This is a genomic window from Kribbella caucasensis, assembly GCF_004361855.1.
In the GTDB taxonomy this organism is placed as follows: Bacteria; Actinomycetota; Actinomycetes; order Propionibacteriales; family Kribbellaceae; genus Kribbella; species Kribbella caucasensis.
Window position 1 is genome coordinate 228,350 of the sequence record NZ_SNWQ01000010.1, and the last position, 22,395, is coordinate 250,744.

22 protein-coding genes are annotated in these 22,395 nt (G+C 68.3%); 14 read left to right on the top strand and 8 right to left on the bottom strand.

The genetic code is table 11. From position 1 onward, the window contains the following. Positions 1-377: 377 nt before the first annotated feature. On the bottom strand, positions 378-680 hold the full coding sequence (locus tag EV643_RS44230) for a hypothetical protein (RefSeq protein ID WP_166665530.1): 303 nt from the start codon (positions 678-680) through the stop codon (positions 378-380). Between the two features lie 163 nt (positions 681-843). Here EV643_RS44230 and EV643_RS21885 point away from each other — a divergent pair, with 163 nt between their 5' ends. After that, complete coding sequence (locus tag EV643_RS21885; RefSeq protein ID WP_166665531.1) at positions 844-1,839, top strand: tetratricopeptide repeat protein; 996 nt, start codon at positions 844-846, stop codon at positions 1,837-1,839. 13 nt (positions 1,840-1,852) lie between these two features. Next, positions 1,853-2,671 (top strand): pentapeptide repeat-containing protein, encoded by an 819-nt coding sequence (locus EV643_RS21890; RefSeq protein ID WP_133801969.1) that lies wholly within the window; start codon positions 1,853-1,855, stop codon positions 2,669-2,671. Positions 2,672-3,225: 554 nt separating this feature from the next. Here the strand turns inward: EV643_RS21890 and EV643_RS21895 are convergent. The 3 genes from EV643_RS21895 to EV643_RS21910 all read right to left on the bottom strand — a co-directional run bounded on the left by EV643_RS21895 (position 3,226) and on the right by EV643_RS21910 (position 5,671). Next, on the bottom strand, positions 3,226-3,966 hold the full coding sequence (locus EV643_RS21895) for a class F sortase (RefSeq protein WP_133801970.1): 741 nt from the start codon (positions 3,964-3,966) through the stop codon (positions 3,226-3,228). A 15-nt stretch (positions 3,967-3,981) separates the two neighbouring features. Next, positions 3,982-4,761 (bottom strand): hypothetical protein, encoded by a 780-nt coding sequence (locus EV643_RS21900; protein ID WP_133801971.1) that lies wholly within the window; start codon positions 4,759-4,761, stop codon positions 3,982-3,984. Positions 4,762-5,182: 421 nt separating this feature from the next. After that, positions 5,183-5,671, bottom strand: a complete 489-nt coding sequence (locus EV643_RS21910; protein ID WP_133801972.1) for an allene oxide cyclase barrel-like domain-containing protein — start codon at positions 5,669-5,671, stop codon at positions 5,183-5,185. Positions 5,672-5,833: 162 nt separating this feature from the next. Here EV643_RS21910 and EV643_RS21915 point away from each other — a divergent pair, with 162 nt between their 5' ends. The 5 genes from EV643_RS21915 to EV643_RS21930 all read left to right on the top strand — a co-directional run bounded on the left by EV643_RS21915 (position 5,834) and on the right by EV643_RS21930 (position 11,768). After that, positions 5,834-6,811, top strand: coding sequence for an ATP-binding protein (locus EV643_RS21915; protein WP_166665532.1), 978 nt, complete (start codon positions 5,834-5,836; stop codon positions 6,809-6,811). A 30-nt stretch (positions 6,812-6,841) separates the two neighbouring features. Then, complete coding sequence (locus EV643_RS21920) at positions 6,842-8,698, top strand: LuxR family transcriptional regulator (RefSeq protein ID WP_133801974.1); 1,857 nt, start codon at positions 6,842-6,844, stop codon at positions 8,696-8,698. Between the two features lie 88 nt (positions 8,699-8,786). Further along, complete coding sequence (locus EV643_RS44235) at positions 8,787-9,011, top strand: hypothetical protein (protein WP_166665533.1); 225 nt, start codon at positions 8,787-8,789, stop codon at positions 9,009-9,011. Beyond that, positions 9,008-10,591 carry an FAD-dependent monooxygenase gene (locus EV643_RS21925; protein WP_166665534.1) on the top strand — a complete coding sequence of 528 codons (1,584 nt, stop codon included), beginning with the start codon at positions 9,008-9,010 and terminating at the stop codon, positions 10,589-10,591. The genes EV643_RS44235 and EV643_RS21925 overlap by 4 nt, the downstream gene beginning before the upstream one ends. Before the next feature lie 178 nt (positions 10,592-10,769). Next, positions 10,770-11,768 (top strand): hypothetical protein, encoded by a 999-nt coding sequence (locus tag EV643_RS21930; RefSeq protein WP_133801976.1) that lies wholly within the window; start codon positions 10,770-10,772, stop codon positions 11,766-11,768. 108 nt (positions 11,769-11,876) lie between these two features. On the opposite strand, the gene EV643_RS21935 is transcribed toward EV643_RS21930, so the two are convergent. Both EV643_RS21935 and EV643_RS21940 read right to left on the bottom strand, forming a co-directional pair. Next, a complete protein-coding gene (locus tag EV643_RS21935) occupies positions 11,877-12,818 on the bottom strand; it encodes an acyl-CoA desaturase (protein ID WP_133801977.1) in 942 nt (313 codons plus the stop codon). A gap of 462 nt (positions 12,819-13,280) precedes the next feature. Continuing rightward, a complete protein-coding gene (locus EV643_RS21940; RefSeq protein ID WP_133801978.1) occupies positions 13,281-14,003 on the bottom strand; it encodes a DUF4386 family protein in 723 nt (240 codons plus the stop codon). A gap of 314 nt (positions 14,004-14,317) precedes the next feature. Here EV643_RS21940 and EV643_RS44995 point away from each other — a divergent pair, with 314 nt between their 5' ends. The 5 genes from EV643_RS44995 to EV643_RS21960 all read left to right on the top strand — a co-directional run bounded on the left by EV643_RS44995 (position 14,318) and on the right by EV643_RS21960 (position 18,279). After that, the gene (locus tag EV643_RS44995) at positions 14,318-14,560 is read left to right on the top strand and encodes a hypothetical protein (RefSeq protein WP_202869683.1); all 243 of its coding nucleotides are present in this window, start codon (positions 14,318-14,320) and stop codon (positions 14,558-14,560) included. 87 nt (positions 14,561-14,647) lie between these two features. Continuing rightward, positions 14,648-15,757, top strand: a complete 1,110-nt coding sequence (locus EV643_RS21945) for a glycosyltransferase (RefSeq protein WP_202869684.1) — start codon at positions 14,648-14,650, stop codon at positions 15,755-15,757. 219 nt (positions 15,758-15,976) lie between these two features. After that, positions 15,977-16,567 carry an AMIN-like domain-containing (lipo)protein gene (locus EV643_RS21950; RefSeq protein WP_202869685.1) on the top strand — a complete coding sequence of 197 codons (591 nt, stop codon included), beginning with the start codon at positions 15,977-15,979 and terminating at the stop codon, positions 16,565-16,567. Positions 16,568-16,987: 420 nt separating this feature from the next. Further along, the gene (locus tag EV643_RS21955; protein WP_133801979.1) at positions 16,988-17,974 is read left to right on the top strand and encodes a GNAT family N-acetyltransferase; all 987 of its coding nucleotides are present in this window, start codon (positions 16,988-16,990) and stop codon (positions 17,972-17,974) included. 101 nt (positions 17,975-18,075) lie between these two features. Further along, positions 18,076-18,279, top strand: coding sequence for a hypothetical protein (locus tag EV643_RS21960; RefSeq protein ID WP_133801980.1), 204 nt, complete (start codon positions 18,076-18,078; stop codon positions 18,277-18,279). An 800-nt stretch (positions 18,280-19,079) separates the two neighbouring features. Here EV643_RS21960 and EV643_RS21965 read toward each other — a convergent pair. After that, positions 19,080-19,760 carry a TetR/AcrR family transcriptional regulator gene (locus EV643_RS21965; RefSeq protein ID WP_133801981.1) on the bottom strand — a complete coding sequence of 227 codons (681 nt, stop codon included), beginning with the start codon at positions 19,758-19,760 and terminating at the stop codon, positions 19,080-19,082. Between the two features lie 98 nt (positions 19,761-19,858). Between EV643_RS21965 and EV643_RS21970 the strand changes: the two genes are divergently transcribed. Both EV643_RS21970 and EV643_RS21975 read left to right on the top strand, forming a co-directional pair. Further along, positions 19,859-20,794 (top strand): NADP-dependent oxidoreductase, encoded by a 936-nt coding sequence (locus EV643_RS21970; protein ID WP_133801982.1) that lies wholly within the window; start codon positions 19,859-19,861, stop codon positions 20,792-20,794. Positions 20,795-20,835: 41 nt separating this feature from the next. After that, a complete protein-coding gene (locus tag EV643_RS21975) occupies positions 20,836-21,474 on the top strand; it encodes an NAD(P)-dependent oxidoreductase (protein WP_133801983.1) in 639 nt (212 codons plus the stop codon). Between the two features lie 145 nt (positions 21,475-21,619). On the opposite strand, the gene EV643_RS21980 is transcribed toward EV643_RS21975, so the two are convergent. Continuing rightward, the gene (locus tag EV643_RS21980) at positions 21,620-22,393 is read right to left on the bottom strand and encodes a FadR/GntR family transcriptional regulator (RefSeq protein WP_202869686.1); all 774 of its coding nucleotides are present in this window, start codon (positions 22,391-22,393) and stop codon (positions 21,620-21,622) included. Positions 22,394-22,395 lie beyond the last annotated feature (2 nt).

The window sequence follows — 22,395 nt, forward strand, 5'->3', positions numbered from 1 at the left end:
ACTCGGAGCGCAATGAGGAGCAACAGGCCAGGTCGAAGCACCAACACCGAGCGGGATGGGAAAGGGTTCAAGTCCCCAGGGACTTGAACCCCCACGTGTCCGAGGAGGGACACGCACCCTAACCACACGCATCGAGCTCAAGAGCTGAAGTCCACAGCGCCATGGACGTCGGCCGTTGGCTGAGGGGATTGGGGGGGTGCCCTGCTCCGAGGAGCCAGATGCTGCGCTGTGCGGACTGTCCGATGCGAAGCCTGCTCTGACCTCCAGGGGCACCCTGCCCCAGAGTCAGGCGGCCAGTCACGATAGATCCACAGTGGACCGAGGAGGATCAAACCCAAAACCAGGGCTGCGCCCCTGAGCGCAGCCCCGGTCCGGGCCTAGTTTGCGTACCTCGCGAAGCCGGCCGCGAGTTGCTCGACGGACTCCCGAGCCGGGACCGCGTCTGCGAGCCGGCCGTGCCCATCGGTCGTCTCGAGGTCGATGACCTTCAGCGCGTCGTCAGTGCGGTGGTCGTCGGTCACGCGCTTCAGCAGCAGCAGGGCGCGGCAGCGGCCGGCGACCCCGAGCGCGAGCGCGAACTGACGAATGTGGCCGGCTACCGAACCTTCCGGCAGGTCCAGCTCCTGCCTGGCGTGCGGTTCAGGCGACGTGCCGTCCCAGCCGGCGAGGTGGGCGTCCATCGCCGCCTATCGGGTGATTCACGTCAAGCTCAAAGAGCTCGCCCGGGTAGAAGTCCGTCGTTCCACAATTCGTTGGCATTGGCAGCACGGTCGTGTTCGGGCGAATGTTCTGTACCGTATGAAGAATGGCGCGAAATGTCGCGCCGTTGGGTTGGGGGCTGCCGTGACGAAGTCGGGCGAGCACGGGCGGGACGATATCGCCGGGGCGGAGCAGGCTTATCAGTTGGCGATTGATTCCGGGCACGCCGACCGGACACCGAAGGCGGCGTTCAATCTCGGGGTGCTCCGTGAGGATCGGGGCGATTTCGCCGGGGCGGAGTGGGCCTATCAGTTGGCGATCGACTCCGGGCACGCCGACCAGGCCCCGAAGGCTGCGGTCAACCTCGGGGTGCTCCGTGAGGGGCGGGGCGACTTCGCTGGGGCGGAGCAGGTCCTCCAGTTGGCGATCGACTCCGGGCACACAGACATGGCCCCGATGGCAGCGGTCAACCTCGGGGTGCTCCATGACGATCAGGACGGGGCGGAGCGGGCCTATCGGCTGGCGATCGACTCCGGGCACGCCGACCAGGCCCCGAAGGCTGCGGTCAACCTCGGGGTGCTCTGTGAGGGGCGGGGCGACTTCGCTGGGGCGGAGCGGGCCTATCGGCTGGCTATTGACCTCGGGCACGCCGACATGGCCCCGATGGCTGCGGTCAACCTCGGGGTGCTCTGTGAGGGGCGGGGCGACTTCGCTGGGGCGGAGCGGGCGTATCGGCTGGCGATTGACTCCGGGCACGCCGACCTGGCCGCGAAGGCGGCGGTCAACCTGGGGGTGCTCCGCGAAGGGCGGGAAGACTTCGCTGGGGCGGAGCAGGCGTACCAGCTGGCGATCGACTCCGGGCACGCCGACCAGGCCCCGCAGGCGGCGGTCAACCTGGGGGTGCTCTGTCACAGTCGGAAGGACTTCGCCGGGGCGGAGCTGGCTTTCCAGCTGGCGATTGACTCCGGGCACGCCGACCTGGCCCCGAAGGCGGCGTTCAACCTCGGGGTGCTCCGTGAGGATCAGGGCGACTTCGCCGGGGCGGAGCGGGCCTATCAAATCGCCATCGACTCCGGGCATCCAGTGGCTGCTTCATTCGCGCGAGAGGCGATGATGCAGCCACGCATACGCGACGGCTAGCCTCGACAGGGACATGCCCGCTACCCACCAGCCCGTACGACGCTCGGACCTGCGCGCCAATTGCGCGCAGTGCGCCGGGCTGTGCTGCGTGGCGCTGACGCTGACCGCGTCCGCCGACTTCGCTATCGACAAGCCGGCCGGTGAACCGTGCCCGAACCTGAAGCATGACTTCCGCTGCGGCATCCACGCGCGGCTGCGGGACGGTGGTTTCCCCGGCTGCACCGTGTACGACTGCTTCGGCGCCGGCCAGAAGGTCACGCAGGTGACCTTCGGCGGCCGCGACTGGCGGCAGGCGGCGGACTCGGGCGCGCAGATGTTCGAGGTGTTCGCGGTGGTGCGGCTGCTACACGAGCTGCTTTGGTACCTGACCGAGGCGCTGGAACTGGCACGTCCCCTCCACGGCGAGCTCAGGCGTGCGCTCGACGATACCGATCGCCTGACCCTCGGCAGCCCGGAGTCGCTCGCGGAGCTCGACGTGTCCGCCCACCGCTCACGGATCAACGACCTGCTGTTACGGACCAGCGAGCTCGTCCGTGCCGGCGTCTCGCCCACACCGATGAACCGCCGCGGCGCGGACCTCATCGGAGCGAAGCTGCGCGGCGCCGACCTCCGCGGCGCCGATCTGCGCAGCGCCTACCTGACCGCCGCCGACCTGCGTCAGGCCGATCTCACGGCCGCCGACCTGATCGGTGCCGATCTCCGGGACACCGACCTGCGCGGCGCCGACCTGGCGCGGAGCATCTTCCTGACCCAGATGCAGGTCAACGCGGCACGCGGCGACGCCGGTACGACGCTCCCGCCCCGGCTGATCCGCCCGTCGCACTGGTCCTAGCCTCGATCTCTCGCGTCTTGGGTGTCTGCATCGTTCTGATGGTGGATGGAGTTATCGGTGAGGAGCCTGACCCGGTTCTCCGGGGTGGTGTGGTGACTATGCTGCTCGTTCGGGGGGTTGCCGTCGAATGCGCCGGCGGTGGCCTCACGGGCTGGGGCTGGCACATCCCGGAGTTGTGAGGTCGGCGAAGCGCTTCGGGCGTTCACGCGCGTCCGTCGTGGCTTGCTGGCTGAGCCGGGCACTCGCTTGGCTCAGCCTCGCCGCCGGAACCCGTTTCCATATGGTTCGCCCTGGAACGCGATCACGATCTACGGCTGTAGTACTAGGACGCGGCTATGCGACCCGGCGATGTCTGCGGCGATGCGACTAACCCGCGGGCCCTTACTCACCGCGAGGCATTGCCGACGATCGCAACCACAACGGCGCCAGCGGCAAGCAGTACCGCGATGCCTCTGACGCTCTTCCAAGATGCGGTACTCGGTGCGGGCTTCGGCATCGCGGGGGGTGTCGGCGATGCGCTGGTCGCGCCGCAGGTGTTGGTGATGTGTTCGTGGTCACCGGACTGGTTCGGCGATGACGACGGCGTTGCTGAGGTAGACCTTGCCGTTCCAGTCCTCGCAGGTGACGAGTACGAGCCGGCCGCGGGTGGTCTGGTCGAAGACCTTCGCGGCGTGCTTCGCGAGTGATCGTTTGGGGTGGTTCGTCACCGAGGTCGTGACGTAGGTGATCGGGCCGGTGCTGGTCATGACGGTCACGATGGCGCCCACTCGAAGTTTGTCGAGATCGTCGAAGGCGCCACCGCCGGTGTGGACGGTGTGCGCGGTCATGACGGCCGAGCCGATCTTGGCCCCGGGTCGGGCGCCGCCCGACCACCAGCCCACGACGCGCGGGTTCGACGGCGGTGTGAGAGAGCCGTCTTTGGCGGCTATCGGTATCACCTGCGCCGACACTGCGATCTGTGGGAGCAGGATTCGCCTCGGACCGCCCTGGCCGGCATTCTCGGACTGGGCAGCCGGAGGGCTCGTGGTCGGTGTGACCGGCTTGGTCGTCGGTGACGTCTGGGGGATTGTCGGCGGGCGCGCGGCCGGCGGCCAGGACGGCGAGGTCTGTGGACCTGCGGGCGGCTGGTTTGTCGGCGCGTTCGTCTCGGACGGTAGGGCGGCCTCATCGCCGGCCGGCCGGCCGAACACGACCCACCCGCCCAGCAACGCGAGCAGGACGCCGGCCACCACGACCGGCGGGCCTAGAAGTGATGAGGTCGGCCGGTCGCGGCGTGTACGCCGGTTTCTGCCCATGCGGGGCGTTTCCTGTCAGAGCTGGTGCAGTCCGCGGCGTCGCCGAACCAGGAGCGAGGCTAGGCCGATCATGATGCCGACGGCCGCCAGCAGGCCGGCGGCGACGATCGTCCGGCCGTGGTAGGAGTCATCCTGCGCGACAGGGCCAGGAAGACCAGCCTCCACCGCGGTTGGCACGCCCACCGGGGTCGACGGCACGGCGGTCGTCGCGGACGACGTGCCGGTCGTCGGCGACGTAGTCGGCGTCTCCGATGGCGATGCGGTTGGCGTACTCGTAGGCGTTTCGGTCGGCGTACCGGTCGGCGTTCCGGTTGGCGTTGCGGTTGGTGTGCCGGTCGGCGTACCGGTTGGCGTTGCGGTTGGTGTGCCGGTCGGCGGCGTGGCATCGCACAGCACACGCACCCGGGTCTGGGCGACGAAGTCCCCGTCGGCGTTCTGGACCCGGAGCAGGTAGGTGCCGTCGTTGGGGGCGCCGAACTGGACGAGTTCGGTGCCGTGGGCGGCCACCGTCACAACGTAGTCGTCATCGTCCGGTGTGATCCCGACCATGTAGTGCTGGACCGTCGTGTTGGGGTTGCGCAGCTTGGCCACGACGCTGGGGCCCCCGTCGTGGCAGGTGACCCGTGCCTTGCTGAGCACCGGCGGCCGGACCGTGGTGGCGTGGCGCTTGTGGTCTGTGCTGCCGGTGACAGCCTGGGCCGGGGTCTGGGCTGACGCAGATGTGCTCCCCACGAGGAGCAGACCTGTCGCCAGCGTTGCGGTCAACAGACTGCCCACGAACGAATGACGTTTCATTGCCAGACCTGAATTCGCGTGCCGAGGTTTCGGACACAACAGGAACAAGCCAGTGGGCGCAGAGCCGGCGCCGACGATCGCCGGGACAGCGATCGCTCCCACCGGTACGGCGGCGAGTTCGAGCACGTGGCGGGGATAGGTAGACGGATTCTGACAGAACGGATGATGTGAAAAGACTTCACGATGCCCCCCTTAGGACACCTACTTGATGCGCCGCGGGGGATCAAAGTTATCGACCCGCGTCGCATCGCGTCACGCGATCCGGGTACCTGAAGGACGTCACCCCGGATTGGTGAGCCCGACCGGTCGTCCGGCCGGCACCGGACGGCCCAGCCTGAGCCCCGATCTCGAACAACCCCAGGTCGTGGTCATTGGTCGACCCGGGCGCCCGCAGGCCGCTGGGCGAGGATCACGGGTGCGGTCAACGGGTGAGTCTTACGGCGATCTGCTCGGTGCCGCCGGGGTTGTCGGTGATGTCGGCGGATCCGTGGGCGCTACGGAATCGTCCCGTGCCGCCGGTCACCGCGAAGGTGATCTTGGTCGGCTCGCTGGGCGGCCCGGTCGGTCCGTCCGCCATGGCCTGCAGGGTCAGCAGTCCTTCCGGTAGAGCGATCGTCATCACCCAGTTGCAGGTGAGCGTCTGTGCCGTCGCCTTCACCACAGTGCAGGTGACTGCGTCGGTGCCGGCGGCCTTGCCGTTGCGGAAGACCTTGTCGGAGCTGATGATCTGGTCACCCAGCCCCAGCACGGGCCCGGGCGTGCCGACGTCGATGACGGCGAACTGCTCGGTCTGAGCCGTGAGATTGAGTACTTCGATTCCGTCGGACGACCCGCCGGCGAGGGCTCCGCCGACAGTGGTGGCCGCGAAGATGGCCGTGGCGACGGCCGCGGCGGTGTGGATGCTGCGCATCTGAATTCTCCTTGTACTGGTTGTGGTGTCGCTATGAGAGTGCGGCGCCGCCGCGCGACGAGACATCCGTGCCGCCTACGGAGTTAGCCGCGCCGGATGCGGCTCACCCGGGCGTTCTGCAGCCCTGTTCACCTGCTGGGCTCTTGGGGTGTACTGAGTGTCGTGACTGCGGCGCTGGGTCCGTCTGCACTGGTCGGCCGCGAGATCGAGGTGGCCGTACTCCGGCGCGCGGTCGATGAGGCGAGGGCCGGTACGGGCGGTGTAGTGCTGGTCACTGGCGAGGCCGGCATCGGCAAGTCGAGACTGGTTCGTGAAGCGGCGCTCTATGCGCGGGAAGCCGGCCTCACGGTGTTGTCGGGTCGCGCGGTCCCGCAGGGTGGCGCATATCGCCCGCTGGTGGATGCGCTCCTCGGACAGTTGCGCGACGCAACGATGTCCGAGTCTCCGGAGCTGCGGCCCTTCCGTTCCGCGCTGTCGCGCCTCATCCCCGGCTGGTCCGGATCGGAAGCCGCCACCGAACCGGCGGTGGACTCCGTGGTCGTCCTTGGAGAAGGCTTGGTCCGGCTGCTGCGCCGGGTCGGCGGCGACGCGGGGTGCCTGGTCGTGCTGGACGACCTGCATTGGGCAGATGCCGACAGTCTCGCGTTGCTCGAGTTCCTCGCCGGCGCCGTCGGTACGTCGCGGATCCTCGCTGTCGGCGCGGCACGAACCGATGAGCGGTGGCACCGGGACCGGCTGATGCTGAACGAGAACGTGCTCGCCCTTGCGCTGGACAGGTTCGGCCGGGACGACATAGTCGGTCTCATTTCCAGCCGCCTCCGGCAGGAAGAGTCGCTCTCACCCGGTTTCGAGGAGCTGATCGTTGCGCGTTCCGAAGGCGTACCACTCGTAGTGGAGGAGTTGCTGGCGGGGCTGGTCGAGTCGGGTGCTCTGACGCCCGTCGGGTCGGTCCAGCACCTCACTGCGGAGTCAGGCCGGTTGGTTCCGGCGGGACTCGCGGCGCTGGTGGCCCGCCGCCTCGGATCGTTGACCGAGGATCAGCGCAAGGTCGTTCACGCCGCCGCCGTACTGGGCCGTGAGGTCGACTGGGCGCTGCTTCCGCTGGTGGCCGCGCTGGATGAGGACTCCGTCCTCGAGTGATTGCGCGCCGCTGCCGACAGTCATCTTCTGGTGCCGACCGGGTCGCCCGGGCGGCTCAGCTGGCGTCACGGGCTGATCCGGGATGCTGTCCTGGCCATGGTCGGGCCCGGCGACCAGAGTGTGCTGGCCCGCCGTGCGGCTGAGGCCCTCGTCTCTCGGCCGAACCGGACCGGCTCTACTCCTGACGACCTGGCCGCAGCGGTAGAGCTCTTCGTGGCTGCGGGTGACGGACCCCGGGCGGCACAACTGCTGACCGACCTCGCCCGGCGGGCGATCGCGGTCGGAGCCCTGAGCACTGCAGACGAGCAGCTGGAGCACGCAGTACGGCTTGCACCGAACGAGCCCGGTCTCGCTGCCGATCGCGTCCGGGTCCAAACCTTGTCAGGCCAGATGGATGCCGCGTTCGCGACAGGTGACGCGGGCCTCGGGCAGATGTCGGGAGACCAGCATGCCGACCTGTGCTTCCAGCTGGCCCAGGCGGCCGTTGCGGCCGGTCGCTGGCAGCGGGCGAGTGGCTACCTCGAGCGGGCCGGACGACCGGCGGATGCCCGGACACCCGCGATCGCCGCAGATGTGGCCTTCGGCAACGGTCAGATCGTCGAAGCCGCACGGCTCGCCGGTCGTGCGGTCGATCAGGCGGAGCGCGATGGTCTGCCCGAGCAGTGCTGCGCTGCACTCGAGGTACTGGGGCGCTGCGCCCGTGAAACGGATCCTCAAGCCGCGGCGGCCGCCTTCCGGCGTGCCGCGCAGATCGCCGCGGATCATGGTCTCGCGCCGGCCAGGATCAGCGCGCTGCTCGCTCTGGGAACGACCGAGCTGCTCGAGTCGGACACGTCGGACACGCTGCTCGAAGCACGCCGGCTGGCGCTCGATTGCGGGATGCTCGGCCGGGTGTGTGACATCGACCAGCTGCTCACCGATTGTGCCCTGGTGGTCGAGGGTCCGGCAGCCGGCGCCGTGATCGCCCGCCGTACTGCGGAGTTGGCCGCGGGGATCCGGCTGTACCGGGTGCAGTCGATGGTCGAGATGATGGCTGCGGCCGGAGCCGGCGTACGCGGTGATCTGGCAGCGATGACGGCGGTTCTCGATGCTGCCGCGCTGCGACCCGACGCGCCGTTCGAGGCGACCGCCGCGCGCCCTTGTATCGAGGCGATGGTGCCACTCGTCGGCCACGACCTGCCCCGTGCCAGGGACCTGCTCGACCTCGGCATCGATGCGCTGGCAGCCCATGGCTCGTCGGCTCCGATCGGCCATTGGGGTCTGTGGGCGCTGGTCCGGACGGTGCTTGACGACCGGGGAGACGAGGCCCGCGAGGCGCTACGGCACGCTCCGCCGGTGATGCGAGCGATCAATCGAGCCGCGCTCGAATTCGCCGATGCGGTCGCCGCTGGACGAGCGGGCCGGTCGGCTGAGGCGGTTGCCCTGCTGGCGGCTGGGAACGGGAGTCTGCCGGGTCAGCACTGGTGGCGCAGGCTGCTGCGGCTGCTGACCGCTGAGGCGATGATCGCGGACGGTTGGGGCGACCCGGTCGCGATGTTGCGGGCGGACCTCACCGCCTTCGAGGCCGCGGGTGACGAGCAGCTCGCTCGGACCTGCCGGACCCAGCTGCGGCGAGCCGGTGTGACCGTGCGCCGCGGCCGCGGTAGCGCCGCAGTACCGCCTGCGTTGCGGGCGATCGGAGTGACCAGCCGCGAGATGGACGTCCTCGGCCTGGTCGCCGACGGGCTGACTAACCAGCAGGTCGCCGAGCGGCTCTTCCTGTCACCACGCACGGTGGAGACCCATGTCACGAACCTGCTGGCCAAGACAGGCACCACCAGTCGTACCGATCTCGTCGCCTATGCAAGTCGCGCGATCGGGGCTGACAGGGATGCCTTAAGTCCGTAGCGGCCACGGATCCGCCAGCAGCCCGGCAAGTGGAGTCTCGGACCTGTAGACCTCGCATCCTGACGAGGTCCGGACCGGAAGGACTCCCATGATCATCGGATTCGACTACGTGGTAGCGGCCGCCGAGGCCCCTGTCGTCGGCCATCGGCGCCATGCAGACCAGTTGCGGGTGGGACAAGATACTGAGCCACGGCCCTCCCAATGGCGTTCCCGGCTGATGGCGGCTCTGCGCGCGATCGCCTTCGCTTCGGCCGCGCAGTACTCGCTGCCGTTCGTTCCGGAACCTCGCGACTACCCGGTGAGTCGGCCGTGACAGCGGATCGGAGGTCCACGTCGAGCACCGTCGAGCACGTCGAGGTGCTCGTCGTGGGTGCGGGACCCGCGGGTCTCGCCACGGCGATCAGCATGGCCTGCCATGGAATCTCACCGGTCGTGGTCGAACGGCACCCCGGTACGTCGATCTTCCCGCGCGCGACGTTCGTCAGCACGCGGACGATGGAGGTCCTTCGGTCGTGGGGGCTGGACGAGGAGGTTCGAGCCGGCGGAATGGACATCCAGCCGCAGATGTCGGTGTCGGCGACGCTGGCCGCCGGCCGCCACACTGTGGTGCCGATGGGTGTCCCGTCCGCCGACGATCTCCGGTCGATCAGTCCCACGGCTCCGTGCCTGTGCCCGCAGGACCACCTCGAGCCTGTTCTGGCGGAGCACCTCCGCAAGCTCGGCGGCGAGCTGCTCTTCGGCACCGAGGTCGTCTCGCTCGACCAGGACGCCACCGGTGTCACCGTGTCGCTGCGCGACCGCCGTACAGACGCAGTGCGCACGCTTCGGGCTGGGTATGTCGTTGCCGCTGACGGCGCCGGCAGCGCGATCCGTACTGGTCTTGGGCTGCGGATGGAGGGCCCGGACAACCTGGGCGACTTCGTCAGCACGCTGTTCCGAGCCGACTTGTGGGACACGCTGGGCGAGCGTCGCTGTGCGCTCTATAGGATCGAGGCCCCAGAGGCCGCGGGTGTCTTGCTGCCTACCAGTTCCGGCGATCGCTGGGTCTACGGGCGGGAGTGGCACCCCGAGCTCGGTGAGCAATTGACGGACTACTCGGTCGAGCGCTGTACCGAGCTGATCCGTGCGGCCACCGGTCTACCTGACCTGCAGCTCGAGGTTCTCGCCGTTCAGACCTTCGAGTTCGCTGCCCAGGTCGCCGAACGCAGCCGTGAGGGCCGGGTCTTCCTGGTCGGCGACGCCGCGCACCGGATGACGCCCGTCGGTGGGATGGGTATGAACACCGCATTCCTGGACGGCCACAACCTCGGCTGGAAACTGGCCTGGACTGTGCGAGGTTGGGGCGGCGAGACACTACTGGACAGCTACCAGGCGGAGCGGCGGCCGGTTGGTGTGCGGAACACGCTCCGGTCGATGGGCGACAGCAGCAGATCGGTTGCCGACGGCCTCGCCAACGATCTCGGCGTCAGGTACCGCTCGGAGGTCGTCCAGCAGAGTCCTGTCGAGGAGGACGAGGTCGGGGAGTTCCGTCAATCGGCTCGCCCCGGCGAGCGAGCCCCGCACGTCGAGGTCTGCCGCTCCGGTCGCCGACTGTCCGCCCATGACCTGTTCGGCGCTCACTTGACCTTGCTGGTGGGCGCGGATGGGGACGCGTGGAACGGAGCAGCAACAGAAGCAGAGGCTGGCGGGCCGTTGGTATCCCTGCGGTGCGGTGCCGACTTCGAGGATCCAACCGGGACCTTCCACGACTTGTACGGCATCGGACCGGACGGCGCCGTACTCATCCGTCCCGACGGACACGTCGCCTGGCGCAGCCACACCGTCACCACTGATCCGCTCACGACTCTGCGCTCCGCCATCACCGGCTGCCTCGGCACAAGCCTCCAACACTGAGGATGGATGTGCTCGCGGGCGCTCGGTGGTGGGGTGTGGTTGCCGGTGGCAATCGGCAGAGTCAGCCGGCTGCCTGGATAGTCCACAGGGTTCACCCAGCAAAGTTGTCGGCGGTTCAGTCTCGGCCCATTGACGCCCCTTCCTCGATGGCTGAGGCTCAAGAAGGGTGGGGGGCGCGATGCGACGCGAGCGACGAGCGAGGCGGCTGGGGTCGCCGGTGGTCACGATCGGCACGGTCGGGTTGTTGTTCGCTGGTGCCGCGGCGCTCGGCGTTGATGACTCGACCGGAACCAAGGACAGCAAGGACTTCGTCAGCAGTGTGCCCTGGACGGTCTGGCGGATGGTTGCTGCCGCGGCGATCCTGTTGTTCCTCGGGATGCTGCTGACGGCGGCCCGCGTGTTGGCCGAAGGCGGCAAGTGGGGGATTGTGGCGACCCCGGGCCGCCGTTGGGTGTATGTCGCAATCGCGGCAGCGGCGATCGGCGCCTTCTTCGTCTTCCTCAGCTTGGCCGGCGGCCGGTTCCCTGATGTGCCCGTCAAGAGTTTGGTGCTCCGCCTCCGCGCGGTTCTGTTGACCGGGATGGTCGCTAGCGTTCCTTGGCTCGCTCTGGTCTGGCTCGCGCACGAGGCGTGCCACTCCCTCCACGACCGGATCGAGTCACTTTCACCGATCGCGACGAAGCCAGAGAAGGCGGCATCGCCTCCGGCCTCGCGCGCGGAGCCCGCGCCGTACCGGGAAGTGATCGCACAGCTCTTGAACCTGTGGAGCCTGCTCGTCCTGTGTGTCGGGGCGTTCGCGTTGGGTGTCGTGGCCGCCATCGTGACCTCAGGCGCGCTGCGCGCCGCCTTCATCGCTGCCCATCCTGATCGAGCCGGGGAGTTCCCGGCGGTCAACGTTTTGTACTACGGCGCGCTGTTCGCCGTGCTCCTGTCTGTACTCGCCGTACCGCTGGCCGCAAGCTGGCGGTCCTGCGCACGCAGCATCGTCGATCATGCCTACCCCCTTCCGCCCGACGGCCAACCGACCGAGGAATGGGTGGCTAGCCGGGCCCGGCTCGAGGCCCTGTTGCACCTCGACGTATCGCTGCTGCGCAACCCCCTGACTGCGCTAACCATCCTGTCGCCGCTACTCACCGGCGCGCTCGCGGCCTTCATCCCGGAGCTCGGCAGGGCCTGACGTGCGGTGTCGTGTCAGCACTCGTCGGGGCGGGGCGCTGGATAAGTTGCGTCGAGCAACTTTCCAGCCTGGTTCTGGTACGGTCGCGGATGGCTGGAGCTCATCAAGTCAAGCGGCGGCCGCGCGCTTTTTCTCGAGGCGTTCGTGGTCTGGCCATTTGACGTCGTACGCCAAGCCAAGCCGTTCGAATCGCTTGATGAACCAGGCGTTGACGTCGGCCTGGCCTTTGAGTACACCGTGGCGTGCGCAAGTGGGGTCGGCGTGGTGGAGGTTGTGCCATGACTCGCCCTGACTCAGGATGGCAAGCCACCAGACGTTTCCCGATCGGTCGCGGGCGTCGAAGGGTTTCTCGCCGGTGACATGACAGATCGAGTTGATCGAGAATGTGACGTGGTGCATCAGGGCGATGCGGACCAGAGTGCCCCAGAAGAATCCGGTAGCGGCACCGTGCCACGACCTGTCCCAAAGCCCGCCGATGAGCGCCGGTGCTAGCAAAGAGACCGCCGCCAATCCACGGAAATGCCGCGAAATCCAAACCATGTCGCGGTCGTTCAGGAGGTCTGGGGCGTAGTGCTTCGGGTCAGCGCGATCCTCGCCCCAGAGCACCCACCCGACGTGGGCGAAAATGAACCCCTTGGTCACCGCCCAAGCGGTGGTGCCGTAGCGCCAGGGCGAGTGTGGATCTCCATCTCGATCGGAGAACTTGTGGTGTTTGCGGTGGTCGGCCACCCAGCGGATGACGGGTCCTTCAAGCGCCATACTGCCGGCGATTGCGAGTCCGATCTTGAGGCCACGCTTGCTCTTGAAGGAGCCGTGGGTGAAGCCTCGGTGGTAACCGGCGCCTATGCCGGTGGCGGTGATCACGTAGAACACGACCAGGAGGACGATGTCGCGCCAGCCGATCCAGCCGCCCCAGGCGAAGAAGATCCCTGGCAGTAGCGCGAGAGTAGGCACGACGATGAAAACCCAGATGAGCCCACGCTCGAGCTTGCCACCAACGGGTTGGAATTCGCCCGGAGGCGAATTATCGGAATCTGCTGTTGAAGTCATGGTCCACTCCTAGACGTTGGTCTCCTTGGACCGACACCCGAGCACGGGTGGGGCCGGTGAGCCGCCTCTTGGGTGGCCCCGGCGTGTCGCTTCTGAAGGCCGAAGCGTCGACGTCTCGGTCGGCCCGGGCGGACCGGCGCATATCCACCAGGTGCCCCGATGCACGATCATCCACTCGCGGCTCCGCGCGGGTTCGGCCGATCTAGCCGGGTGGTTAACCGGTTCCTTGAATTTCCGTGCCACGTCATGCAGTTCACGACGGGAGGGTTTCACCAGCGGCCGTCCGGCAGCGAGCGGCCGCCGTGGGTTCGGTGCCTCGCGCAACCACTTCACGAACTCGCCCACATCCAGCCGCTCCGCTCGCTCCCGCTGCCCCATCCGCGGTGCAGGACCGCCTGCTGGCACCCGCACTCCCTTCCGCGCTCGCAGCCGCCCCCCACGATCAACAGCAAGGTCGCCGCGCTACGCCATTTTACGGGTTCCACCGGCGCTGGTGGTCGCGCGTCGGCGGAGCAGGCATATACCCATGCTGACCATGAACACGAAGAAGCCGATGAAGCCGAGGAAGGAGATGCCGCTGATCACATCCGACACGGGACTGAGCAATCCGAGCCATCCGGCGAAAGCTGCGACGAATAGGCCAAGCCATCCGATCCACCGCGGCAGCGCTCGCGTCGTGAAAATCGCCAGCGCGTAGAGCGGTAGCGCCACACCCCAGCCTAGGAAGTTGCCCGCAGCATTGGTGACAGCGGCAATCGAGGCAAAGGTCTCGAACACGCCGCCCAGACTCGACTGAGTGGCGGGGGCGGCGTCGGTGTACGCCGGCACCAACTCGTAGGCCAACGCGATGGGAACCAGGTGGGAGACGGTCACCAGCGTCATGCCGACAGCGCCCAGGACCGGTGCCAGCACGAGCATCTGGCCGGCGTCCCGCAGGACGTCGTAGAACGCCACGAATGCCACGATCGCCAGAAACCCCATCAGGACGATGAGCCATGCACCCGCGAAAAAGAGCCCGCTGGCGCCGTCCACATCCGTGATCCAGGAGCGGCCCTGCTGGCCGGTGTCCGGGATGAGAGTGTCGACCCCGCTGATCCCCATGGCGACGGCCCCCAGCACGAAACAGAACGAGGTGGAGATCGCACAGACGGCCCCGATCGAGGAAAGGCGCACGGACTGAAGCATGGGTCCCCCTTTGCTGCTGTTATGAGGCTGCGCCGCGCGATGCCTAACGTCAATAGCCGCACCCGGACCGCGAGATTGCGAGTCGTGCCCTCACCTCGCCAGGCGGATTCCAACGCCATTGGCCGTGAGAACACGCCTGCCATGCGGTTGCACACCACCGACACGGGTGCCCGTTACAACATCGGCGTACGGGTTCTGATATCGCCCACCTCCTACCCCCACGTCGGATTCGCCGTCATGGTGATGACCGCTAGCCTGACTACTCGCAAATGGACGCGGCGGATCGGATACGGTCCGGCCGGACAGTCGGTACTGTGCGGCCGATACGGATCTTGTTCACGTTCAGCGGGGGTAGCGGGCATTTCCGGCCCCTGGTTCCAGTTGCTCGCGCGGTCGAGGCTGCTGGGCACACCGTCGCGGTCGCCGGGTCGGGCAAGGTCAGGCCGAGCTTCGAAGCGGCTGGGTTCACGGCCTTCGCCACCAGCGGGCCGCGGCCGAGTGGTGCGCCGGCTCCGGCTCCGGAGCGGCTGGTGAAGGTCGACCCTGCGGCGGAGTAGCGGCACTTCAGCGAGACCTTCGCGCGGCGTGGAGCACGTCGGCACGCGGCTGCCGGGCTCGAGATCGCCAGCCGGTGGAAGCCCGATGTGATCGTGCGCGATGAGGTCGATTTCGGCGCCGCGATCGCCGCCGAACGGCTCGGTGTTCCCTGTCCGAGCGTGCTCGTCCTCGCGGCCGGATCGCTGCTGCGCAAGGAGCTCATCGCGGAACCGTTGGCGGAGTTGCGGGCCGAGTACGGCCTGCCCTCGGATCCCGGGCTCGCCATGCTCGACCGGGATCTGGTCCTGACTCCGTTCCCGCCGAGCTTCCGGAGCCCGGGATTCCCGTTGCCTGCGAGTGCGTTCTCCTACCGGCCCGCGGACGTCGTACCGGCCCTGGTCAGGTCGAAGACCCCGACCGTCTACTTCACGTTGGGGACGGTGTTCCAGCCGGACGCCGACGACTTGTTCTCGCGGGTGCTCGCGGGTCTGCGGACGGTGCCCGCGAAGGTGATCGTGACAGTGGGCGAGCGCAATGATCCCGCGGCGCTGGGACCGCAGCCTGACCACGTCCGAGTCGAGCGGTTCATCCCGCAGGAGGAACTGCTGCCGTACTGCGATCTGGTCGTCTCGCACGGCGGCTCCGGCAGTCTCCTCGGAGCCCTCGCGCACGGTCTGCCGTCCGTGCTGCTGCCCCTCGGCGCCGATCAGCCGCACAATGCTCAGCGCTGCGTCGAACTCGGCCTCGGCCAAATGCACGACGCGGCGACCGTCACCCCGGACGAGGTCGCCGCGACGGTTTCGGCCGTGCTCGCCGACCAGAACTACCGCCACGCAGCCGAGCGCTGGCGATGTTCGGGACCACGGAACCCACCTCCGGACGGATGCTCCCAGGGCTGTCCGGTCGCCCGCGCACATTATCGAGTCCGCTTCGCTGTGTCCAACGCCACGAACAGCGGTGAGGCGACCGTTCTACCCCCCGCAGGTATTCGACCGATTGAGCGATCGCAACGGAGCGATCCTCGACCTCATTTGCGTCGGGGACGTGGTCGGACTACGAGCCGGTCTTTTGCCAACGCGGACGGCGACTACCGCGATCCGGCCAACGTACGGCGGGATCCGAGGAGGCGCGATCACCGATCGGTAGCGAGGCGCTCGCGTCCGGTTGGAGATGCCCGCCGTCGGCCCGTTGCTCGACCTGTACCACGTCGCTGGTAGCGACCGAGCCGAACTGATGGGCGTCGCCACACAGGCCGCCAGAGGAAGTCAGGCCGACCGCGGACCTCGAGGAGGCCCGGGAGTGGCATGTTGTGGCGGAAATCCCTCGCGATGTCTGATCGCGGTGCGTGCCGGTTCGGGCACCTGAAATCACCGCGGCATTATGTCAACTTCGGTTCGCGGGAGTGCATCTAAGAGGTGTCTCTAAGGGGGGACCAAGTGAAATCCATTCACACCATCAAAACCATCCGAAGACCGATCCGTACCGCATTCGCCGTCCTCGCGGTCGCCGCAGTCCCGGTGGGCGCGGTCGCTGTGCCGGCGGTCGCCGGCGCCAACGCTGCGGCGAGCTCCAGCACCACCTGCCCGACCGGCTGGGGTTCGTTGCCTGAGGCAAACACCCGGGTCAGCACCGCGACGCTGGAGGCGGTCCGGACCGGTCGGCATGCCTGCTTCGACCGCGTGGTGTTCGACATCGCGGGCAAGCCGCCCGGCTACACCGCGCGGTACGTGTCGAACGTCTTCCGCCCGGGGGCGGGCCATCTCGTCCCGCTCCGTGGTGGCGCAAAGCTGGAGATCATGCTGGGCGTCCGCGAGTTCGACGAGGCCGGCCACTGGGCCTTCCAGCCTACGCACGAATCAAGTGTGACCGGTTACCGGACCTTCCGGCAGGTCGAGTACGCCGGCAGCACCGAGGGCGCCGCCTGGATCGGGCTCGGACTCCGCGCCCGCCTGCCGTTCCGCGTCTTCACCCTCGCAGGTCCGGGCGCCGGCAGCCGGATCGTGGTGGATGTCGCCCATCGCTGGTAAAACGGCCGCTGGACCTGCCGCCTCTCGGCGGCAGGTCCAGACTCATTTCGCCTCGGGGCCAGTACGACTGGGCGGATCGATAACTTTGATCTCCCCGGGTGCATCTAAGCAAGTGTCCTGAGGGGGCACCGTGAAATCCTTTCACACCACCCGTTCTGTCAATCTCCGTCTACCGATCCGCACGGCGTGCGCGCAATTGTCCCAGTCGTCGCCGTACCGGTGGGAGCGGTTGCTCTCCCGGCGATCGTCGGCGCCAACTCTGCGGCGAACCGCTTCTACCTGCCGCGCGCGGGACCTCTGGATGCAACTGCCGGTTCGCGGAAGGGGCCGGCGATGAAACGCCGTTCGTTCGTTGGCGGTGCGGTGCAATGTCAAGCCGCCGGCCCTTCCGCGGCAATGCGTACAGGTGCACGCTGAATCATGAAGACCATCGCTGGACTGCCCGACGGTTACACCGTCCGTTCGCCGGAGCCGACCGATGCCGAGGCACTGTTCGACATGCTCGCGGCCTACAACAAGGCGGTGGTCGGGTTCGCCGACACCACGTTGGAGGAAGTCGCCTACTGCATAGACAGGCCCGGCTTCGACCGCTCGACCGACGGCTGGCTGGTGCTCGCCGCGGACGGCCGGCCGGCCGGGTATGCGACCACGCTCGGCATCGGTGACCGTCAGCTGATCAACATCGAAGTGGCGTCGCAGGACCCAGAGGTCGCCGCCTGGCTGGTCGATCGGACGATGCAGCGCGCCCGGGAGATGGGACGCGAGCGTGGCCATGCCGAGGTCACCGTCGACGCGTTCGTGTACCGGGCCGACGAGTCGCTGCGCGCGCAGTTGTCCGACCACGACTTCACCACTGGTACGACGTACCACCGGATGCGGATCGACCACACCGGCCCGGCTGCCACCCCGGACGGACCCGCGGGCGTCGTGGTCCGCCGCGGTGCCTTCGACGAGGCCGCCCGCCGGGCCGCACACGAGGCCATCAACGAGTGCTTCCGCGGCCAGTTCGGCTGGGTCGAAACCCCACGCGAGGAGTGGCTCGAGGCGCACGAGGGTCTGCCCATCTTCGAGTGGTCCCAGCTCACGCTGCTCGAGGTTGATGGCCGGGCGGTCGCGGTCCGCGTGTGCAACGACGGGTACGTCGAGACCGAGAATTGCGGTCACATCGGCATGCTCGGCGTGGTCGAGGAGTTCCGGGGGCGTGGTCTGGCGAAGTTCCTGCTGCGCGACGCCTTCGCCCTCGACGCAGCCACCGGCCGGGCCGGCACGATCCTGCATGTCGATACGAACAACCCGACGCCGGCCCTCGGCCTGTACCTGTCGGTCGGCATGAACGCCACCGTCGTCTTCGACGGCTGGCGCCGCGTCGTCCCCGTCACCTGGCTCCCGGGCCGCATGCCCCGCTGACTCCGGACCTCCCGAGCGGTGTCGCGGATACCACCAGGAAGGCCCAGATGCGACAGCGCACGACGGTTTCCAACGCCCGATGAAAGGTGAAGCACCGCGCCATGGAGGAAGCAGTCGTCGGCGGGGTACTCGGCCCGATCGACCGCTTCGACGACGTCGTTGTCGACGAACTGGTCGACCGGATCCGGTCCATCGTGGCCGGTACCGCGGCGGCGCAAGGAGTCGAGGCGGAGGCCGGGGTGATGGGCCAGTCCGCGACTCTCACACGTCCAGGGGCCGCGGCGGTCAGGGCGCGTACATCATGATCGGCGCGTCGAGTCCCGGGCCCCACCACAGTGCGACCTTCGACCTCGCCGAGGACGCCATCGCCATCGGCATCTACACCCTGGAAGCCCTGATCCGCTCCAACTGACGAGTTCCTGGTAGGCGATTCCGGCGGAAGAACCGACCGGTGGCAGGAGACAAGGTGAACGGACTTGTCGGTCGCGTTGCATGCGGGGCTGCAGGCTTCTCGTTCGCATCCCGTGACCGCATACGCAGCGGACCTCGCCTTGGTCGCACCACAGTCCGGGGCGACCTGAGCCCATCGGCACCGGACCGCAATTCCAGGAGTCCGGGACTAACCGTTCCGGGTTCGTGCCCGTCCGATGTACGGCGACACTGGTGCTGTGAACACGCAGTGGAGTGTGAATGGCGGACCGCCGCCGCGAGCCCAGAAATGAGAAAGGGTTCATATCCCTAGGGACATGAACCCCCACGTGTCCGAGGAGGGACACGCACCCTAACCACACGCATCGCACTCAACGTCTGAGCGGGCGACGCATGTGCCGGTGGTTTGTGCCCCGGGTCGCGCTCGGGTCAGCTCGCGGGTGGTCAGGTCTCGGGGACGGTGACGGTGGTTCGGTCTTGTACTTCCAGGACGACGGACTGGTCGAGCTCGACGTGTACTGGGTACAAGTGGCGGGTGTCGATCCGCAGTGGTGGTGGGCGAAGTCGCCGAGAGGGTCCGCTTCCTTCAGGTTAAGGATGGGCCGGGGCTGCGGTCCTCGACGTGATCCGTCAGTCGGACGGTGGGGCGTAGGCCGCGGCTTGGTGGGGGTGTGGGTCAGTCGCGAGATGGTGGGGTCCGGGTCAGGCGGATCATGGCGCGGTACAGGGCTCGGGGTGCTGGGGCGGGTGGTAGCTCCTCGGATCGGGCCGGGTTGGCGGCGTACGACTGGAGCATGTAGGCGACCAGGCGTCGCCAGGTGTCGCGGGCGGCGTCGCCGGTGGCGGTGATGACGCCGGCGTTGGCCATCAGCAGGACCGGCAGGTCCTCGGGGGAGAAGTCTGGACGCAGTTGTCCGCTGTCCTTGGCATGGGCGATCAGTTCGAGCCATCCGTGGTAGGCCGTGGTGCGTTTGGCCTCCAGCGCCTTGGCGGTGGGAAAAGTCAGGGTGAGCAGGTCGGCGAAGCCGCGGTCGGCCGCCTGCATGGCGCAGATGCGCTCGATGTAGGTGGTGAAGCCGTGCCAGGGGTCGGGGTCGGCGAGCGCCTCGGTGATGGCGTCCACGTAGGCGTCCATTCGGTCGGCGAAGACGGCTCCGATGAGGTCCTCGCGGGTGGGGAAGCGCCGGTAGAGGGTGGCGATGCCGACCCCGGCCCGGCGGGCGATCACCGTCATCGGCACCTCGAGGCCCTGCTCGCAGAAGACACTCCGCGCCGCCGAGAGCACCCGCTCGCGGTTGCGTTCGGCATCGGTGCGCAGCGATTGCCGCGCGTCGTCGGGAGTCGCGGGCGGTGTCATGTCGCCATCCTAGCCAACTGGAATACCCCGTCCAATTCGGCTGCTAAGGTAGAGGGAGGAATCGGAAAACCCCATCCACTTCGTCGAGGAGAGCTTTCATGCGCGCTCTGACCGTCCACTCCGTCCCCGCGGCCCCCGCCGTGACCGAGACGCCCGTGCCGCGGCCCGACGCCGGCGAGCTGCTGGTCCGGGTCCAGGCGTCGTCGGTCAACGGCTTCGACGCAGCCACGGCCGCCGGCTACGTGCAGGGGATGATGGAGCACCGCTTCCCGCTGGTGCTCGGCAAGGACTTCGCCGGCACAGTCGAGGCGGTCGGTGAGGGTGTGACCGAGTTTGCCGCCGGTGATCCTGTCTTCGGCGTTGTGGCGAAGCCGTTCCTGGGTGCCGGCTCGCTGGCCGAGTATGTCGTCGTTCCGGCCGGGTCGGGTGTGGCGCGCATCCCCGACGGCGTCTCGGTCACCGACGCCGGTGCACTCGGTCTCGCCGGCGCGGCCGCTCTCGACAGCCTCGCGGCTGTCGAACCCGCGGAGGGGGAGACGGTCCTGATCGCGGGGGCGACCGGTGGCGTGGGTGCGATCGCGGTGCAGTACGCCGCGGCGCGGGGCGCCCGGGTGATCGCCACCGCGCTGCCCGGCGCGCAGGCCGACTTCGTCCGCTCCCTCGGCGCGAATGTCCACGTCGTGGATTACACCGGCGACCTCGCCGCACAGGTGAAGGACTTCGCTCCCAGCGGTGTCGACGTCGCGCTTCACCTGGCCGGCGACGGTCAGGCCGTCGCCGAGTTGGTGAGAGCAGGCGGCCGGGTCGCCTCCACACTCGGCTTCGGGCCGGACGCGGTCGCGGGCCGCGACCTCACCGTCGTCCCCGTGATGGCCGACGCGAACGCCGCGACTCTGGAGCGCCTCGCAGCCGACGTGGCCGCAGGGCGACTGCGCGTGCCCGTCACCACCACCTACCCGCTGGAGCAGGCGCCGCAGGCATTCGCCGACTTCGGCGCCGGGTCGCTCGGCAAACTCGGCATCACCTGCGCCTGACCACTCACCTCCCTTCAGCCCGACCCCGCAAGGAGATGTCCATGCGCGTCACCGTGTTCGGTGCCACCGGAAAAGTCGGCCGGCTGGTCGTCGACCAGCTACTCGGCGACGGCCATCAGGTCACGGCATTCGTCCGCAACCCTGCCAAGCTCGAGCAGCCCCGGCCCCGACTAGCCGTGCAGGTCGGCCAGTTGGGAGAGGTCGCCACCGTACGGCAGGCGATCGACGGCACCGACGCGGTGATCAGCGCACTTGGGCCCACCCTCAAACCATTCGCCAACGGCACCGCCCTGACCGAGGGCACCCGCGCCATCGTGCAGGCCATGAAGGAGACCGGCGTACGCCGGTTCATCGGACTGGCCACACCATCCGTGCCGGACGAACGCGACCTGCCCACGCTTCAAGGCCGGATCATCCCGTTGATGGCCAAGACCATGTTCCCCCGTGCCCTCGCGGAGGTGATCGGCATGTCCGCAGCCGTCGCCGGCTCCGGGCTCGACTGGACCCTGGCCCGCATCACCAACCCCACCGACCGACCAGGCGTAGGCACACTGCGAGCCGGGTTCCTCGGCCACGACAAGATCGGCGGGGCCATGACCCGCACCGACATCGCCGCCTTCCTGGTCGCCCAACTCACCGACTCCACCTATCTCGAGGCCGCCCCAGCCATCAGCAACTGACCAACAACCATGGAAGCGCTCGCCTTAACCCACGTGGGCGGTTGCGGCACCCGTCAACCACACGCCTCGAGCTCAACGGCTGGGCGGGTGACTCATATGCCGATGGTTCGGGCGCCGTGCTGCGCTTGGGCCGGGTCGCGGGTGGTCAGGTTTCGGGGACGGTGACGGTGGTTCGGTCTTCTACTTCCAGGACGGCTTCGGCGTAGGTGTGGACGTGGCGACTCATGCGGCGGTTGGCGGCGTCGGGGTCCTGGTCGCGGATGGCCTTGGTGACGGTGCGGTGGGCGCGCAGGGTGGTCCGGCGTACTTCGGCGTCCACGAAGCCCTGGTTGTCGGTGGCGTCGTAGATGCTGCGGGACAGGGCGAGCATGATGCCGGTCAGCAGTTCGTTGTGGCTCGCGGCGGCGACGGCGATGTGCCAGTCGACGTTGGCCTGGAGGAAGTCGGCGAGAGTCCCGTCCGCGGCGATGTCGGTGTTGGCCTGGTCGAGGCGTTCGAGGTCTTCGTCAGTGCGATTCCGAGCGGCGAGCTGCGCGCAGTACGGCTCGATCGCCTCGCGGGTCTCGAGCAGCGCCGGGATCCGGATCTGCCGGCCGCGGATCAGCAGGTTGACCGAGTCGGCGACAGTGTCCTTGCCGGGCCGGTACACGAACGCGCCACCGGACCGTCCGGTCTTGACCCGGACGAGCCCTTGGACCTCGAGGATGCGCAGCGCCTCGCGGACCGTGGTCCGGCTCATCTTGGTCTGGCTGACCAGCTCCCGCTCCGGCGGCAGCGCGGTGCCCTCCGGGAACTCGCCGCGGATGATGCGCTCCCGCAGGTCGTCGGCGAGGACGTCGGATGCCTTCGGGACCTGCATGGGGCTGAGCTGGACAGCGTGCCGCCTCGGCCCGGTCTCCGAGCTTGGTTGAGCGGCCATGA

Coding starts and splice junctions, on each gene's coding strand:
- EV643_RS21940 (WP_133801978.1), bottom strand. CDS start 14,003: ATGCTTCAGTCCGTGCGCCTTTCCTCGATCGGGGCCGTCTGTGCGATC.
- EV643_RS21965 (WP_133801981.1), bottom strand. CDS start 19,760: ATGACACCGCCCGCGACTCCCGACGACGCGCGGCAATCGCTGCGCACC.
- EV643_RS21930 (WP_133801976.1), top strand. CDS start 10,770: ATGCGACGCGAGCGACGAGCGAGGCGGCTGGGGTCGCCGGTGGTCACG.
- EV643_RS44230 (WP_166665530.1), bottom strand. CDS start 680: ATGGACGCCCACCTCGCCGGCTGGGACGGCACGTCGCCTGAACCGCAC.
- EV643_RS21910 (WP_133801972.1), bottom strand. CDS start 5,671: ATGCGCAGCATCCACACCGCCGCGGCCGTCGCCACGGCCATCTTCGCG.
- EV643_RS21960 (WP_133801980.1), top strand. CDS start 18,076: ATGGAGGAAGCAGTCGTCGGCGGGGTACTCGGCCCGATCGACCGCTTC.
- EV643_RS21895 (WP_133801970.1), bottom strand. CDS start 3,966: ATGGGCAGAAACCGGCGTACACGCCGCGACCGGCCGACCTCATCACTT.
- EV643_RS21955 (WP_133801979.1), top strand. CDS start 16,988: ATGAAGACCATCGCTGGACTGCCCGACGGTTACACCGTCCGTTCGCCG.
- EV643_RS21900 (WP_133801971.1), bottom strand. CDS start 4,761: ATGAAACGTCATTCGTTCGTGGGCAGTCTGTTGACCGCAACGCTGGCG.
- EV643_RS21890 (WP_133801969.1), top strand. CDS start 1,853: ATGCCCGCTACCCACCAGCCCGTACGACGCTCGGACCTGCGCGCCAAT.
- EV643_RS21935 (WP_133801977.1), bottom strand. CDS start 12,818: ATGACTTCAACAGCAGATTCCGATAATTCGCCTCCGGGCGAATTCCAA.
- EV643_RS21975 (WP_133801983.1), top strand. CDS start 20,836: ATGCGCGTCACCGTGTTCGGTGCCACCGGAAAAGTCGGCCGGCTGGTC.
- EV643_RS21980 (WP_202869686.1), bottom strand. CDS start 22,393: ATGGCCGCTCAACCAAGCTCGGAGACCGGGCCGAGGCGGCACGCTGTC.
- EV643_RS21970 (WP_133801982.1), top strand. CDS start 19,859: ATGCGCGCTCTGACCGTCCACTCCGTCCCCGCGGCCCCCGCCGTGACC.
- EV643_RS44235 (WP_166665533.1), top strand. CDS start 8,787: ATGATCATCGGATTCGACTACGTGGTAGCGGCCGCCGAGGCCCCTGTC.